This is a genomic window from Pseudomonas furukawaii, assembly GCF_002355475.1.
In the GTDB taxonomy this organism is placed as follows: Bacteria; Pseudomonadota; Gammaproteobacteria; order Pseudomonadales; family Pseudomonadaceae; genus Metapseudomonas; species Metapseudomonas furukawaii.
The window spans coordinates 145,442-160,350 of sequence record NZ_AP014862.1 but is presented as its reverse complement, the minus strand read 5'-3'; the positions used below and the strand labels follow the sequence as shown (position 1 = coordinate 160,350).

Annotated in this window: 11 protein-coding genes and 1 pseudogene; 4 read left to right on the top strand and 8 right to left on the bottom strand. The window is 64.2% G+C overall.

The window, feature by feature from the left end:
- From tssL to KF707C_RS00735, 7 genes are all read right to left on the bottom strand, one after another.
- Positions 1-681 carry a type VI secretion system protein TssL, short form gene (gene tssL, locus KF707C_RS00765; protein ID WP_036993352.1) on the bottom strand — a complete coding sequence of 227 codons (681 nt, stop codon included), beginning with the start codon at positions 679-681 and terminating at the stop codon, positions 1-3.
- The gene (gene tssK, locus KF707C_RS00760; RefSeq protein WP_003453922.1) at positions 678-2,033 is read right to left on the bottom strand and encodes a type VI secretion system baseplate subunit TssK; all 1,356 of its coding nucleotides are present in this window, start codon (positions 2,031-2,033) and stop codon (positions 678-680) included. The genes tssL and tssK overlap by 4 nt, the downstream gene beginning before the upstream one ends.
- 24 nt (positions 2,034-2,057) lie before the next feature.
- Positions 2,058-3,593 (bottom strand): type VI secretion system contractile sheath large subunit, encoded by a 1,536-nt coding sequence (gene tssC, locus KF707C_RS00755; RefSeq protein ID WP_003453919.1) that lies wholly within the window; start codon positions 3,591-3,593, stop codon positions 2,058-2,060.
- Between the two features lie 30 nt (positions 3,594-3,623).
- The gene (gene tssB, locus KF707C_RS00750; protein ID WP_003453916.1) at positions 3,624-4,127 is read right to left on the bottom strand and encodes a type VI secretion system contractile sheath small subunit; all 504 of its coding nucleotides are present in this window, start codon (positions 4,125-4,127) and stop codon (positions 3,624-3,626) included.
- Positions 4,128-4,500: 373 nt separating this feature from the next.
- On the bottom strand, positions 4,501-5,472 hold the full coding sequence (locus tag KF707C_RS00745) for a diguanylate cyclase domain-containing protein (RefSeq protein ID WP_003453914.1): 972 nt from the start codon (positions 5,470-5,472) through the stop codon (positions 4,501-4,503).
- A 76-nt stretch (positions 5,473-5,548) separates the two neighbouring features.
- Positions 5,549-6,577: a DUF2955 domain-containing protein gene (locus KF707C_RS00740; RefSeq protein ID WP_003453911.1), complete on the bottom strand. Its 1,029-nt coding sequence runs from the start codon at positions 6,575-6,577 to the stop codon at positions 5,549-5,551.
- Between the two features lie 4 nt (positions 6,578-6,581).
- Positions 6,582-7,643, bottom strand: a complete 1,062-nt coding sequence (locus KF707C_RS00735; RefSeq protein ID WP_003453909.1) for an HlyD family secretion protein — start codon at positions 7,641-7,643, stop codon at positions 6,582-6,584.
- A gap of 151 nt (positions 7,644-7,794) precedes the next feature.
- Between KF707C_RS00735 and KF707C_RS00730 the strand changes: the two genes are divergently transcribed.
- From KF707C_RS00730 to ltrA, 3 genes and pseudogenes are all read left to right on the top strand, one after another.
- Positions 7,795-8,760 (top strand): LysR family transcriptional regulator, encoded by a 966-nt coding sequence (locus KF707C_RS00730; RefSeq protein ID WP_003453907.1) that lies wholly within the window; start codon positions 7,795-7,797, stop codon positions 8,758-8,760.
- Between the two features lie 89 nt (positions 8,761-8,849).
- Positions 8,850-9,053: a hypothetical protein gene (locus tag KF707C_RS00725; protein ID WP_003453906.1), complete on the top strand. Its 204-nt coding sequence runs from the start codon at positions 8,850-8,852 to the stop codon at positions 9,051-9,053.
- A gap of 605 nt (positions 9,054-9,658) precedes the next feature.
- Positions 9,659-11,027: pseudogene (gene ltrA, locus KF707C_RS00715) on the top strand (group II intron reverse transcriptase/maturase).
- A 591-nt stretch (positions 11,028-11,618) separates the two neighbouring features.
- On the opposite strand, the gene desA reads toward ltrA, so the two are convergent.
- Complete coding sequence (gene desA, locus KF707C_RS00710; RefSeq protein WP_003450035.1) at positions 11,619-12,803, bottom strand: delta-9 fatty acid desaturase DesA; 1,185 nt, start codon at positions 12,801-12,803, stop codon at positions 11,619-11,621.
- A gap of 176 nt (positions 12,804-12,979) precedes the next feature.
- Here desA and dibA point away from each other — a divergent pair, with 176 nt between their 5' ends.
- The gene (gene dibA / locus KF707C_RS00705) at positions 12,980-14,884 is read left to right on the top strand and encodes a phosphodiesterase DibA (protein WP_003450033.1); all 1,905 of its coding nucleotides are present in this window, start codon (positions 12,980-12,982) and stop codon (positions 14,882-14,884) included.
- Positions 14,885-14,909 lie beyond the last annotated feature (25 nt).

The following is a 14,909-nucleotide window of genomic DNA, read 5'->3' as shown; positions in this document are numbered from 1 at the left end:
TCATGCCACACCAGGCAGCAGCGAGGCGACCGCACGCTGGAGCAGATGATCCATTGACCACCAGGCACCGGCGATCAGCGCAGCCGCCACGAACAGCTGGATGACAGGGCTGCGCAACCATTGCTGCAAGACGAAGCCGTGACCGCGCGCGGAGTCGGAGATCAATCCATCACGCACGACCAAGGGGCGGACCTGAGCGTCCAGCGTGCTCAGAAGCTCCTCTCGCTCAGGGGCCTGCAAGTCTCGATAGCGTCCCTTGAACCCCAGCATCAGCACACGGTGGTAGACCGTCAGGACCTGTGGGTCTGGCGCGGGTTGGCGCAGGACTTCGCGCATGTCCTCGTAGAGGAACTCGCCCGCCTGGTGACGGTTGAAGAACTTCGCCTGCAGGGGCTCGCTGGCCCAATTCGCATGAGCCTCGTCACTGGCATAGCCGAGTACCGTTTCATCCAGCAGGGCACATTGGGCATAGCTGATGCAGTCAATGCTCCGCTGGCTGATACCCGCTTCCTCCAGGGCATTGCGCAGGGTTTCGACCTGCTTGCAGCAATGCCGCCAGAGTTCGCGGCCACTCTGCGCAACAGCACCTTCGCGCAGGGATACGACAAGCAGGTAGGTGTCCTGAAGCAAGGCATCGATATCGATTGCCATGGGCTGTTTCCTTGTCGCGGCCTGGTTCATGAGCGCAGCACCGCGAAGAGTTCGAGTCGCGCCTCGATCAAGGCGGCGGGCACGTAGATGGCGCAGACGCCTGCGGCCAGCATGGCGCGCCCCTTGGGATGGTCGAGATCCAGCGCGAAGTACTGGTTCTCCAGGCGCAGCGGAATGGCAGCCGGCACGTGGCGGAGCGGTTGAAGCGGAACGCCGTCGAGCGCGGCATTGACCAGGTGATCGACGTCGTCCGGCGAACCCAGCTTGCACAGGTGCGGAAACTGGCTGTGCAGTTGTGCCGCCGAAAGACGCGAACGTACGGACAGGTAGAAGTCGGCACCGCCCGGCTCGCGCAAACGCGGATCGTTGAGTGCCACCTGCCAGCGGTTGGCCCCGCGCTCTTCCAGTTCCAGGGCGATGACGCGCGACGGCAGGCTGGCCTCGAGCAGGGAAGAGATCATGCCCATCAGCGGTGGCAGCACGGTCTCCAGGTGCTCGTGCCGGTAGGCCGGAATCTGCTCGATGTCGTGCTCAAGCGAAAAGGTCGACAGGCTGCCGGCAAGCTTCACCAGTTCCCGGTAGACCTGCTCGGGATGGCGCGCGGGATGGGCCCTCAGATCGGCCAGGATCGGCTGGTAGGTATTGAGAGCATTGAGCAGCCAGAACAGCGAGACATCCGCCACTGCGAAATCGGCCATGCGCTGATTGCTTTCGCGGCGCATGCCCATCAACCGCTGGCGCTTGGCGGACAACTGAGTGAGCAGGTTATCCAGTTGCGTCGAGAGCCCCGGATGAGCAGCGAAGCTCAACAGTGGCGGTACATAGACGGGGTCGAGCCCCCAGATACCTTGGGGGTCGCGCACCAGGCGCGCAACCGGACAGGTCAGGTAGTCGCCATTGTCATCACTGGCCAGGCGCAGGCAGAGCTGGTGCTCCATTACGCTGATGGACTGCCGCTCATCGCCGTAGAGGTCCTGCACCGCTCGCCAATCCTGGCGGTAGCGGGTCGGCCGGTCCTCGCGGTCGCCCTCGAGCAGACAGTTGTTGCCATTGCCCTGCTCCAGCGGCAGCGCCAGCAGCACCAACGCGCTCTGTAGGTCGTCCGGCAGCACAAGGGACAGCTCCAGCGCAGGAGGCAGACGGTCGCTACGGTCCGTGTCGATCAGGGTGCCGTCCGGCATCCTCAGGTGCAGCCGGAATGCCTTGAGCTTCCCAAGCTTCAGCGCGTCCGGATCGAAGGCGGCCGCCAGCGCGCCCCAGGGGTGAACCAAAGCAAGGTGGGCGATGCATTCGTTGGTCCAGGCCTCCCAGCGCGCCTGCTGCTGGAACTGCTGCGGGGACAGGAGCGTCCCCGCAGCCCATAGGGGGCGGTCGATGTTCATGACGTCGTTTCCCTATGGAAGTGCTCAGGCCTTGGCCTTGGGCATTTGCGAAACCAGCGACAGGTTGACGTCCATGCCTTCTACCTGGAAGTGCGGTACGGCGTAGAGCTTGACGCGGAAGAAGCCGGGGTTGTCGTCGATATCCTCGACTATCACCTTGGCTTCGCGCAGGGGGTAGGAAGCCTGCAAGTCGTCACTGGGGTCGGTCATCTCGGTGACCAGGCCGCCAATCCACTTGTTGAGCTCCAACTCCAGCACGCGACGGTCCTTGGTGGTGCCGATGTTTTCCCGCTGGATGAGCTTCAGGTAATGGGCGATGCGCGACAGCAGGAAGATGTAGGGCAGGCGCGCGTTGATGCGGCTGTTGGCGGTCGCATCGGCCGTGTCGTACAGCGCCGGCTTCTGCGCCGAGTTGGCGGAGAAGAAGCAGGCGTAGTCGCGGTTCTTGTAATAGGACAGGGGGATGAAACCGAGGTTGGCGAACTCGAACTCGCGGGTTTCCGGAATCATCACCTCCGAGGGAATCTTCACCTGGTTACCGGTGCCCAGATCGTAGAGGTGGATCGGCAGGTCGGTCACGGCGCCGCCCGATTGTGGGCCACGGATCTGCACGCACCAGCCGTTGTTGATGAAGCTCTTCACCATGTTGGCGGCAAAGGCGAAGGAAGCATTGGTCCACAGGTACCGGTCATGGTCGGGACCTTTCACCTTTTCCACGTAGTTGAAGTTGCGTACGGGAATGGTGTCCGGGCCGTAAGGCAGGCGTCCGAGGACACGCGGCAGGGTCAGGCCGATGTAACGGGCGTCGTCGCTGTCACGGAAGGACTTCCACTTGATGTACTCAGCCCTGTCGAAGTAGTTGCCGATGTCCTTGATGGCGGCGACCTCTTCCATGGTCTCCTTACCGAAGAACGCGGGCCCGACGGAGCCAATGAACGGCATGTGGGCTGCTGCGGCGACCTTGGACAGGTTGCGCAGGAGGGCGATGTCCTGGGGGCTGCTGTCGAACTCGTAGTTGGAAATGGCGGCCGCGATCGGCTCGCCACCGGGGGTGTCGTACTCCTGGGTATAGGTGTGGACGTAGAGGCCGCTCTGGGCGATCTCCGGTGCGTCGTCGAAGTCCTGAACCAGGTGCTCCTTGCTGACATCGAGCAACTCGATACGCACGTTCTGGCGGAAATCGGTCTGGTCGATCAGCGACTTGACGCCACGCCACGTGGACTCGACGCGCTGGAAGTCCGGGTGATGCATCACCGCATCGAGCTGACGACTGATCTGGGCGTCGAGGGATGCGATGTGTTCGTCGAGCAGGGTCTTGTCCAGGCGTTCCACCCGCTGCGACGACTGCTTGAGCAGGTCGAGGAACACGCTGACGGCTGCGGTGACCCGCTCGTCAGCGGAGGCTTCGGACAACGCCTCGTTGTTCTGAAAGGCTTCGATCCCACCCAGCTCGCTGATGGGGCTGAGGTTGATCTTGCTGAAGAGTGCGGCATAGACGCCCTGGTGCTCCTGGGTTGCGGCGGCACCGCCAGAGGCTGCGGAGGTGTGTTCTACGGACATGGAGGACCTTCCTTTGAATGACCGGATGCGTTAACGCGCATCCTGGGGAGCGAGCGCGGCGAGTTCGGTTCGCAGTTCTTCGCTGAGGGCGTCGTCCTTGAGGATGCGTTCCAGTTCGTGGCGGAACGTGGCGTTGTCCAGCAGGTTGGACTTGAGGTCGCGCAGCAGATTGCGCATGGCGAGCAGGGCGCGGAGCTGAGGGATCTGCCGGGCCACCTGCTCAGGCTCGAAGTCCTTCATGCGGGAGAAGGCCAGCTCGACGGAGGTCTCCGAGTCGTCGCCGGCCAGGGTGTTCTCCACCGCCAGTTTCAGGCGCGGGTTGAAGTCGGCGAGCACGCTGTCGAAGTTGTTCCTGTTGATGTTGACCTTGCTGCGCTCGGACAACGGGCGCGCTTCCTGTCCATTGCTGTAGTCGCCCATGAGCATCAGCTTGAGGGGAAGTTCGATCTTCTTCTGGGCGCCACCGGTGTGCAGGTCGAGCTTGATGTTGATGCGGGCCTTGGGTACTTCGTTCTGGAAACTGTTCGATGCCATGACTACTCCAGGAGTCTCCCTTGCGGGAGGTCAGATGAAAGTGGTCGAGCAGGAATTCATGACCACAGCCAGGCGCATGCATGGGCTGTCGGTTCGATCAAGGCGAGTGAATTCCATTTCGCGCTCTTTGCTGGGTTTGCAGGGGGAACAACGGCAGGAGCGGTTGCTCCCGGTGTCACCTGGTTTTGAAAGCGATCGCCACGCTGGCGGACCGGCAGATATCTAGACCGATAACGGCAAGGCGGGGAAAGAGGACCAATCCGAGAAGTAAGGGGGAATGGTCTGATGCCGTCAGATTCTGCCGAGCGACTGCAACCCACATCGGCATTGAGGAAGGTGATGGCGGGCGTCGTCCACCCGGACTGGCCGCGGCTCAATCCGCCAGGATGATCTGGTTCTTGCCGCTGCGCTTGGCCTGGTACATCGCCGCATCCGCGCGGGCGTAGAGGCTGTCCAGGCTGCCGTCGTCCCGCAGGCTGGCGAGGCCCTGGCTGATGGTGACGCCGAAGCCCTGGCCCGAGATGTTGAACCCCAGGCGCTGCACTTCACGCTGCAGCCGTTCGGCGATCTGCCGCGCCAGCTCCGGCGGGCAACCGGGCAGCAATGCGGCGAACTCCTCGCCACCGATTCGGCCGAACAGGTCGCCCCGACGCAGGGCGTTGGCGCCGCACTGGGCGATACGTTGCAGCACCTGGTCACCGGCCTGGTGCCCATGCGTGTCGTTGATCTTCTTGAAGTCGTCGATGTCCAGCAGGATGAAGGCGAGCGGGCTGCCGTACTGCACCGCGTACTCGAACTCGCGCTGGGCGCATTCGAAGAAATGCCGGCGGTTGCTGCTCTTGGTCAGCACGTCGGTGGTGGCCAGGCGATGGAGTTCGCCCTCCAGCTGCTTCTTCTCGGTGATGTCCTCGGCGATGCCCACCACCACGGTGCTCTGCCCTTCGCCCCCGCCTTGGCTGATGAAGCACTTGTCGCTGATCCAGCGCAGCTGGCCGTCCGCACGCAGGATGCGATATTCCCGGGCTTCCACGGCGCCCTTCTCCAGCACCTCGGCGAAGGTCCGGGCGGCGTACTCCAGATCATCCGGATAGATGCAGTTGCGCCACTCGTTGTAGTCCGCCAGCAGCAGGGCGGCGGAGCGACCGAACATCCTCTCGTAGGCGGGGCTGACATAGATGACCTTCTGGGACTCCCAGTCGAACGCCCAGAGCACGGCATTCACGCTGCCCAGCAGGCTGTTGTAGATGGCTTCGCGCTCGCGCAGCCGCTCCACCTCGCCACGGCTGTGGAGCAGCGCGAGGGTGAGGGATTCCAGTTCACTGGGAGAGTCGACGGATGTATCCATAGCGGCCGCTACCTTGACGGGACCTGCCTTGGACAGAGTAGGCGGCCGGAAGTGCGGCGGGCGATCCAGCCGACGGTCAGGCGTGGCTGGCGTGACGAAAGGCCGGAAAGCGGTTGAGCAACCGATGCAGCACGAACACTGCCACCAGGGTCATGAACACCGCCACGCAGACCGAGGACAACCGGTAGGCGATGGCGTAGGCGACATCATGCTGCGGCGTCAGGTACTGGCCGAAGACGATGGCCAGGGTGGTGAGAGCGCCGAAGCCGACGCCCTGCGCGCCCTCCAGCACATGCAACCGGGCGCAGCAGAAGGCCGCCGTCCAGTAGATCAGGGTCACCAGCGGCAGGACGTCGTAGTGGCTGTAAAGCACCAGTTGCAGCGCCAGTCCGATACCGCAGCCCAGCAGGGTGCCGAGGGCGCGGATGCGACCGGCGAAACGGATGCCGTTCCAGTGCATGGGAAAGAGCACGAGGATGGACGCCACCTGGGCCGAGAGCGAGTCCTTGAGGTCCAGGCTCTGGAACACCATGAAGGAAAGGGTCGCCAGGCTCGCCCCCAGCACCGCCTCGTGGCGCTGGCTCGGCAGGTCCTTGGATGGCACCGAACGGGCGGGCCGTGACTCGGCGTCGGGGAACAGCCAGAACATCAGCCAGGCGATGAGCACCGTCAGGGCGGCCGCCGCGAGATTGCTGGCGATGAGGTCGAGCAGGTGGGTTTCCGGGTAGCTGGCGAAGTGCAGCTGCATGGACAGGAACACGGTGCCCAGTGCGCCGAACATGAAAAGCGGCCCCTGGGCCATCAGGCGGAAGCGCCAGAGAAAGGCGAGGAAGGCCAGGGGCGCCATCAGTTGCGGACGGTCTCCGAACAGGCCGTGGATCAGCAGTACCTCCAGGCTCACCACCACCGACTGGAGCAGGAACTGGCGCACCACGTGGGCATCGATGCTGGGCGTCAGTCCCAGCAGCAGCATGGGGTAGACGCAGAAGAACGAGCCGTTGTCCCAGCCCATCAGCTTGCAGACGAACAGGCCCAGGGCGCCACCGCCCGCCAGGCGCAGGCATTGGCGCAGGTCGTTCTCGGTCAGTCGCTGGCGGCGCACCATCGCCTCAGTACAGGTAGTGCAGCAGGCTGATGACGGTGATCTGCAGCCGGCCGAAAAGATCGGCCAGGCCCGAGTCGCGCGGATAGAGCTGCACCGTCGCCTTGGCGCCACTGGGCAGGACGCGGGGCAGCGCCTCGGTGAGCTGCACGTGGAGGCGCTGGCGCTGGGCATCGCGCACCCAGCGGTCGGAGATGGTCGGCGCGGCCAAGTCGCCATTGGCATCCAGCTGACCCTCCTTGACGCCGGCATCGATGGCACTCACGCGGGCGGCGAACACCTGCCCGGGCAAGGCGTCGAACACCACGGAGGCGCCGTCTTCCAGGCTCACGTAGCGCAGCGCCTTCTCGCGGAAGTCGGCGCTGATGTCCGCCTCGTCCGCCACCAGGGCCGCCACCGGACTGCCCGCGGCCAGGTAGGCGCCAGCGGACAGTTGCAGGTTGCTCAAGGTACCGGCGCGCTCGGCCCGCACTTCGCTGAAGTCCTGCTGCAGGCGGGCCCGCTCCAGGGCATTGCGGGCCTGGCGCAGACGCAGGTTGTCGTCCCCCTCGGCGCCCCGCTGGACCAGCAGCTCGCGGACTCGCGCGCCGGCCGCCGCCACCCCGGCCTGCGCCGCCTGGCGCCGGGCTTCGGTCTGTTCGAAGAGCTGGCGGGAAACGTGCTGGCTCCGCACCAGGCGCGCCAGCCTTGCGCACTGGCGCTGCAACTCGCTGGCGGTGGCCTGGGCGGCGGCCAGTTCGGCACGGGCGGCGGCGATGGCCGCATCCAGCTGGCGGTTATCCTGCCGGGCCTGCTCGAGCGCCAGCTCGGCGGCGCGCACGGCCAGGCGGAAGGGCTCGGGGTCCAGGCGGAACAGCAGCTGTCCGGCGTCGACGTGCTGGTTGTTGCGGACGGCCACCTCAAGCACCTGGCCCTCCACCCTGGGGGCGACGCGCAGGACGGGACGGGTCAGCTGCGCCTGGGGCGTGATGGGCATCCAGAGATCCGCCGCGAGGAAGTAGGCGAACAGCAGGACGAACAGGACGATGGCCACCTGGACCCGGCGGGCGAATTTCTGATCCGGAGTCATGGGGGAACCTCGAAAGGCCCGCGGAAAAAGCGGACAACAACGACGGAAACGGCCGACCTCGACCGGGAACCGCTCATGGGGCCAGTATATTTTCGGGGATTTCGTCGATAATCTGCGGTTTTCGAGAAGCAGTCTTACACGGGGAGTAACAATGGACACGCTCCACTGCATGCGGGTTTTCGTGCGGGTCATCGACACCGGCAGCTTCACTGCCGCCGCCCAGGCCATGGATCTGTCCACCGCCCAGGTCTCGCGGCTGGTGTCGGAGCTGGAGCAGCAGCTCCAGGCTCGCCTGCTCCACCGCACCACCCGCCGCCTGGCCCTGACGGAAGTGGGCGAGCGCTACCTGCAGCGCTGCCGACAGATCCTCGGTGAAGTGGATGAGGCCGCCGCCGAAGCCCGGGGCGCCCACCTCAAGCCCCACGGCCGCCTGCGTGTGCACACCATGACCGGGCTCGGCCTGCAGCACCTGACGCACCTGGTGGCGCGCTACACCGAACGCTATCCCGAAGTGGTGGTGGAGCTCACGCTGTCCCAACGCACGCCGGACCTGCTGGAGGACGGCCATGACGTGATCATCACCTTCGCCCGCGAACTGCCCGACTCGCAGATGGTGGCCCAGGTGCTGGGCTCCATGTTCAGCGTGCTGTGCGCCGCCCCCGACTACCTGAAGAAGCGGGGCGTACCCATGGAGCCGGCGGATCTGCGCCAGCACCGGTACCTGCGCCTGCTGGACCCGCTTTACCACGACAACTGGTTGTTCGATGGAGAGGACAGCGAGTTCGACGTGCTGCCGGCGGAAAGCTTCCAGGTGAACGTCGCCGAATCCCTCGCCAAGGCCGCCCAGGCCGGCATGGGCGTCTGCCTGCTACCCTCGTTCGTCGCCTGCCCCCCGGTGCGCGATGGCAAGCTGCTGCGGCTCCTGCCGGAATACCGCCTGCGCGAGCGCAGCATCTATGCGGTCTACCCATCGCGGCGTTTCCTCGATGCCAAGATCAAGACCTGGGTGGAATTCCTCAAGGCCGAATTGCCGCCGCTGCTTGCCCAGGACGAGGCCTTGCTGGAGGACCCGAAGCACTGGGCGATCAACTCGAAATTGTTGCGCCAGCAGAAATAGTCATTCACTGAAACCGCTGTTTTTCGCCTGCCAGGACCTCCCTAAGATGGCGCCATGTTTCGCAAGAAACCATCCAAGAGGTTCAAGATATGCAACGCAACCTGATCGCTACTGCCTTTTTCGCCGTTTTTTCCCTCTTTTTCTCGCAACTGACCCTGGCCGAAGAGTCCAGCGCCTTTGTTGCACGCAACGCAGCGCTGGCCGAACAGCGCGCCGCGGCCGCACACCAGGACGCCGTTGCCAAGCAGAACGCTACCCCGCAGCGGGCCGAGAAGGCCGCCAGCGACAGCTGATCACTGCGTCCCCAAGGTTCTCCACCTCCTGACGTCGGTGCGTGACAGCTCCTAATCGACGTCTTGTTCAAGCCGCCCATGATGGGCGGCTTTTTTTGGTTCTTCGCAGATTATCGGGGAAGGGACTTGCTCAAGCCGGATTGTCGAACCGGCGTCAGGTTTTGTGGGGGATCGGCTCATTTCCGCGCAGGCTGCGAGTTGCTGTTTCGCCCTCCCGGGCGAGTCCCTTGTGCGCCCAGCATGGGCGCCATCCTAGAGGTGAAAGTCCTCTCTTGAGCTGGCCACAGCGAATGAAGTGAAGCGCAACTGCATGAAGGCGACTGAGTGTGGGGAGGAAGCGTGGAGCGTAAACCGCGAGCCGAGTTACACGAACTGCATCTGAGGCGTTACCGGACAGGGCGAGCAGCCAAGGTACTGCGAAGCTCTTGTGGCCAAAGCCCGGTGACGTAAATGCAGCGGTTGTGCGGTGAAGGATGGCGTTCTTACCTGGGGAGATCTCGCCTTATGCCTGAAAGGGCAACGACGTAAGTTGGAGCGAGAAGTCAGCAGAGGCCGTAGTAGTTGCGCTGCAGCGAAGGGCCGAACGAGAAGGAGTGAGGTTCACCATGGCGATACAGCAGGCCTTGCATCAGATGCCCGGGAAACCGGGGCGGGGACGGAGCTGCAACGGGTGAAGCCCGACGCGGGGCGTCCAGCGATGAAGCCGGCTGTCCGCGCCATGACCAGAACCACACGGGGTCAGGGCTTCTGCAAGAAGTCCTGACAAGAGAGAACCTGCAACTGGCGCTCAAGCGCGTTCGGGCTAATAAAGGTGTTGCGGGCGTCGACGGTCTTGGGATCGATGAGACGGTCGAGCATCTGAAAACGGCCTGGCCCGCGATACGGGCACAGTTGCTGGCCGGGACGTATCGGCCAAGTCCGGTGCGTAGAGTCCTGATCCCCAAGCCGGAGGGTGGCGAGCGCAAGCTGGGCATCCCGACGGTGACGGACAGGCTGATCCAGCAGGCGCTGCTACAGATTCTGCAGCCGTTGCTGGACCCAGGGTTCAGTGATCATAGCTACGGCTTTCGTCCCGGTCGCAGCGCTCACCAAGCGGTACTGGCAGCGCAGCGATACATTCACTCGGGGCGGAACATCCTGGTGGACGTCGATCTGGAGCAGTTTTTCGATCGCGTCGACCATGACCTGTTGATCGCTCGACTGAGCAGAAAGGTGACCGACCGAGGCGTTCTGCGTCTGGTCCGGGCCTACCTGAACAGCGGGACGTTGATCGACGGCGTGGTGGTGGCCAGTGAACGAGGGACACCGCAAGGCGGCCCCCTTTCACCACTGCTGGCCAATGTATTGCTGGATGAGGTGGACAAAGAGTTGGAGCGACGAGGCCATTGCTTCGTCAGGTACGCGGACGACGCGAATGTTTACGTACGCAGCCTCAAGGCCGGTCAGCGGGTAATGGCAGTGCTCCGTCGCCTTTATGATCGACTCAGGCTGCAAGTGAACGAACGCAAGAGCGCGATTGCCAGTGCGTTTGGCCGCAAGTTCCTGGGCTACAGCTTTTGGCTGTCGGCTCAAGGCGAGATCAAACGCGGGGTGGCCAGCCAAGCACTGCAGCGGTTCAAAAGCCGCATCCGACAGCTGACGTCTCGAAACGGAGGCCGAAGTGTGTCGCAAGTGGTGGAAAGCCTGAGGCCTTACCTACTGGGTTGGAAAGCGTACTTCGGTCTATCGCAAACCCCTCGTCGTTGGCGGGGTTTTGATGAGTGGATACGCCGACGACTCAGGGCCATCCAGCTCAAACAATGGAAAACCGGACGGAGAACGTACCGTGAACTGCGCAAACTTGGAGCATGGCCTGATCTGGCAGCGGCGATAGCCGGCAACAGCCACAGGTTCTGGCACAACAGTGTCGGTCTGATCCATGGAGTGCTTACGGTGGCGTGGTTCGACCGGTTGGGTCTACCTCGACTCTGCTGACCTCAACTTCTCGAACCGCCCGGTGCGGACCCGCATGCCGGGTGGTGTGGCAGGGGCGCGGCCCGATGGCCGCCCCCTATGCCGATTCTCAATCGCCGAAAGGAACCAAAGGGCTTGCCCCTGCATCCAGGTTTGGCTGTGCCAAACTTCCCTCGCTGCATCGTCGCTCCGGGGGCACGGCGCGAGGGGCCATCCATGGCCCCACACGCCTCTCGCGGCATCCATGCCGCTCGTCCTCCTGCACGACGACTCCGCTCGGCCTCCTGACGGGGCACTTCGCGCGGCGTCATATTCTTCGCCTGGTTTCAGATTGGTTTGGGCAGCAGGATGACTTGTCCCCTGCCGGCGCGAGTCACCCCTCTCCTCTTCTGGGAGAGGGGCGGGGGAGAGGGCGGTATCCGCAGACTGGGAGTGGGTCAGGGCGCCACGCAAAATCGCCAATCCAGTGTGAACAGGATTTCCCCGATAATCCGCGATGAACCTTTTTTTATGCGCTGGGCGGGGAGCGGCGGAGCAACCGAGGACCTTCGTGGCCCCGGAAAAGAAAAAGGCCGGCTTCATTGCCGGCCTCTTCCAGAGGGTTGCCCCGAATCAGGCAGTGGCCGGACGCAGGGAATAGGTCTTGAGCTGCTCGGCGAAGTCCCGGAGGGACTGGATGCCGCTGGTTTCGGCCTCGTGGATCCATTCCTTCATGGCCGCCAGCATCTCGTGGCCATTGGCACTGGTCTTGACCCAGATCTGCTGCAGCGCGAGGCGCTTCTCATAGATCACCTTGAGTGCCTGGCTCTGCTCCAGCATGGCGGCGATGCGCGCCTGGTGGCTCTCGTCCAGCAGGCTCGTCTCGCGGGAGAGCAGGCGCTTGGCGCGGCGGAACAGGTGGCGCACCGACTCGTCGGCCTTGGCCAGTTCCTGCTTCACCAGCGGGCTGATCACCAGCTTTCGGTACTGCGCCATGATCTGGAAGCGGTTGTTGAGGATGGCCATGGCGGTGTCCATGTCCAGGCTGCCCTTGCCTTCCACACGGTGGGCGATGGGCGCGACACGCTGCACCTTGGCCAGGCCCAGCAGGCTGAACAGGCGTATCCAGGCCCAGCCCATGTCGAACTCCCACGACTTCACCGAGAGCTTGGCGGAGTTGGGGTAGGTGTGATGGTTGTTGTGCAGTTCCTCGCCACCGATGAGGATGCCCCAGGGCACCAGGTTGGTGGCGGCGTCGCGGCACTCGAAGTTGCGATAGCCGATGGCGTGGCCCAGGCCATTGATGACGCCGGCGGCCCAGACCGGGATCCACATCATCTGCACGGCCCAGATGGTGATGCCGGCAGCGCCGAACAGGGCGAGGTCGATCAATGCCATCAGGGTCACGCCGCCGATGGGATAGCGGCCGTAGACATTGCGCTCCAGCCAGTCGTCCGGGCAGTTCTTGCCGTAGATGCGCAGGGTTTCCTCGTTCTTCGCCTCCGCCTGGTAGAGCTCGGCCCCCTGGCGCAGCACGGTCCAGAGCCCCTTCACCACCGGGCTGTGGGGGTCGTCGACGGTCTCGCATTTGGCGTGGTGCTTGCGGTGGATGGCGGTCCACTCACGGGTGTTCATGGCAGTGGTGAGCCACAGCCAGAGGCGGAAGAAATGCTTGAGCGCGGGATGCAGCTCAAGGGAACGATGGGCGGAATAGCGATGCAGATAGACGGTGACGCTGACGATGGTGATATGGGTCAGCACCAGGGTGACCGCCACCAACTGCCACAGCGACAGGTCGAGAATTCCGTTGTACCACATGGATGGTGTTGCCTCGGATGATGTGAACGGGACTTGTCAGGCACGACAGGTTCTGGATTATCACAAAGCGATCGGAGAAAACCATCCTCTCTTTTAGATAGAAGCCCTCCGACCGTCGGTTGGCCCTATAATGCGATCCGCCCACGAACGATCAAAGCCAGGAAGGCCACGCCTCCATGCGTTCCAAGTTCAACGCCCTCAGACTGGTACTCACCTATTTCGTCCTGGCCAGCCTCTGGGTGCTCTTCAGCGACCGCGTGCTGCTCGGCCTGGTGGGTGACCGCGATCTGCTGGCCGAACTGCAGACCGTCAAGGGGTTGGCCTTCGTCGCCGTCACCAGCCTGCTTCTGTTCGGCCTGATCTGCCTGCACCTGCGCAGCCTGCGCAGCTACCTGGATGCCCGTCGCGCCCACGAAAGCAGCCTGCGCCAGGCCGCCGCCGTGTTCGACGCCACCCAGGAAGGCGTGCTGGTCACCGACGCCACGCGCAGCATCGTCCACGTCAACCGTGCCTTCGCCCGCATCACCGGCTACGAGGAGGCCGAGGTGCTGGGCCATGATCCGCGCCTGTTCAGCTCCGGTCGCCATTCCCGGGAGTTCTACAATGCCATGTGGCACGCCCTGGACAGCCGCCGGGAATGGAGCGGCGAGGTCTGGAACCGACGCAAGGACGGCGAGATCTACCCGCTCTGGCAGAACATCCGCGCCATCCATGACGAGGACGGCGTGCTGACCCACTACGTCGCGGTGTTCTCCGACATCAGCGCCATCAAGCGCTCACAGAACGAACTGGACTTCCTCGCCCACCACGACCCCCTGACCAACCTGCCCAATCGCCTGCTGTTCACCGAGCGCGTGGAGCAGGTGCTGGAGCGCTGCCGCCGCGAGCATCGCAACGGCGCCATCCTGCTGATGGACCTGGACCACTTCAAGCACATCAACGAAAGCCTGGGCCCTTCCCAGGGCGACCTGCTGCTGAAAATGGTCGGGACTCGCCTGCAGACGCTGCTGGAAGGCGGTATGACCCTCGCGCGGCTCGGCGGCGACGAGTTCGGCCTGCTCTGGGACAACTGCCCCCTCGCCGACCAGGCCGCCGCGCTGGCCGAACGCATCCGCTCCGCACTGGCCACCCCCTTCCGCATCGGCGGCCACGACCTGTTCATCAGCACCAGCCTCGGGATCAGCCTGCTGCCGGAGGAGGACGACAATGTCGAGCGGGTGATGCGCAACGCCGACTCGGCACTGTTCAAGGCCAAGAGCGCCGGCCGCGACTCCTACGCCTTCTACAGCCAGGAGCTGACCGCCCAGGCCCAGCAGCGGGTGGAGATGGTCAGCGCCCTGCGCGTAGCCCTGGAGCGGGACCAATTGCGGGTCCACTACCAGCCCATCCGCCGCCTGGCCGATGGCCGGCTGATCGGCTTCGAAGCCCTGGTGCGCTGGGAGCATCCCGAACGCGGCCTGGTGTCGCCAGGCGAGTTCCTCCCGGTGGCCGAGGACAGCGGCCTGATCGGCGGCATCGATGTCTGGGTGCTGGAGCGCGCCTGCCGGCAGATCCAGCAGTGGCTGGAGCAGGGCCATGAACTGGATTTCGTCGCGGTGAACCTGTCCTGCCGGCTGTTCCGCCGCACCGAACTGGAAGGCCAGGTGGCCCGGGTGCTGGCCGCCACTGGCCTGCCGCCGGGCTACCTGGAACTGGAGATCACCGAGAGCGCGGTGATGGAAGACCCGGACACGGCCGAGGCGCTCCTTTCCCGATTGCGTCAGTTGGGCGTGCGGCTGGCCATCGACGATTTCGGTACCGGCTACTCCTCGCTGCAGCGCCTCAAGCGTCTGCCGGTGCACAAGCTGAAGATCGACCAGAGCTTCGTCCGTGGACTTCCCGCCGACCAGAACGACATCGCCATCGCCCGGGCCGTCACCGCCCTGGGCCACAGCCTGGGACTCGCCGTGCTTGCCGAGGGCATCGAAACGGCCGACCAGGCCACCTTCCTCCGGGACCTGGGCTGCGAGTACGGGCAGGGCTACCTGTTCAGCCGCCCCGTCCCGGCAGAAGAGGTTGAGCGGCTCTGGTCCCCGGTCTGACCTCACCATCGAACAAAACTTTCAG

What these genes read in the sequence shown, in the direction of transcription:
- tssL (WP_036993352.1), bottom strand. Translation starts at nt 681, where the DNA reads ATGAACCAGGCCGCGACAAGGAAACAGCCCATGGCAATCGATATCGAT.
- tssK (WP_003453922.1), bottom strand. Translation starts at nt 2,033, where the DNA reads ATGAACATCGACCGCCCCCTATGGGCTGCGGGGACGCTCCTGTCCCCG.
- tssC (WP_003453919.1), bottom strand. Translation starts at nt 3,593, where the DNA reads ATGTCCGTAGAACACACCTCCGCAGCCTCTGGCGGTGCCGCCGCAACC.
- tssB (WP_003453916.1), bottom strand. Translation starts at nt 4,127, where the DNA reads ATGGCATCGAACAGTTTCCAGAACGAAGTACCCAAGGCCCGCATCAAC.
- KF707C_RS00745 (WP_003453914.1), bottom strand. Translation starts at nt 5,472, where the DNA reads ATGGATACATCCGTCGACTCTCCCAGTGAACTGGAATCCCTCACCCTC.
- KF707C_RS00740 (WP_003453911.1), bottom strand. Translation starts at nt 6,577, where the DNA reads ATGGTGCGCCGCCAGCGACTGACCGAGAACGACCTGCGCCAATGCCTG.
- KF707C_RS00735 (WP_003453909.1), bottom strand. Translation starts at nt 7,643, where the DNA reads ATGACTCCGGATCAGAAATTCGCCCGCCGGGTCCAGGTGGCCATCGTC.
- KF707C_RS00730 (WP_003453907.1), top strand. Translation starts at nt 7,795, where the DNA reads ATGGACACGCTCCACTGCATGCGGGTTTTCGTGCGGGTCATCGACACC.
- KF707C_RS00725 (WP_003453906.1), top strand. Translation starts at nt 8,850, where the DNA reads ATGCAACGCAACCTGATCGCTACTGCCTTTTTCGCCGTTTTTTCCCTC.
- desA (WP_003450035.1), bottom strand. Translation starts at nt 12,803, where the DNA reads ATGTGGTACAACGGAATTCTCGACCTGTCGCTGTGGCAGTTGGTGGCG.
- dibA (WP_003450033.1), top strand. Translation starts at nt 12,980, where the DNA reads ATGCGTTCCAAGTTCAACGCCCTCAGACTGGTACTCACCTATTTCGTC.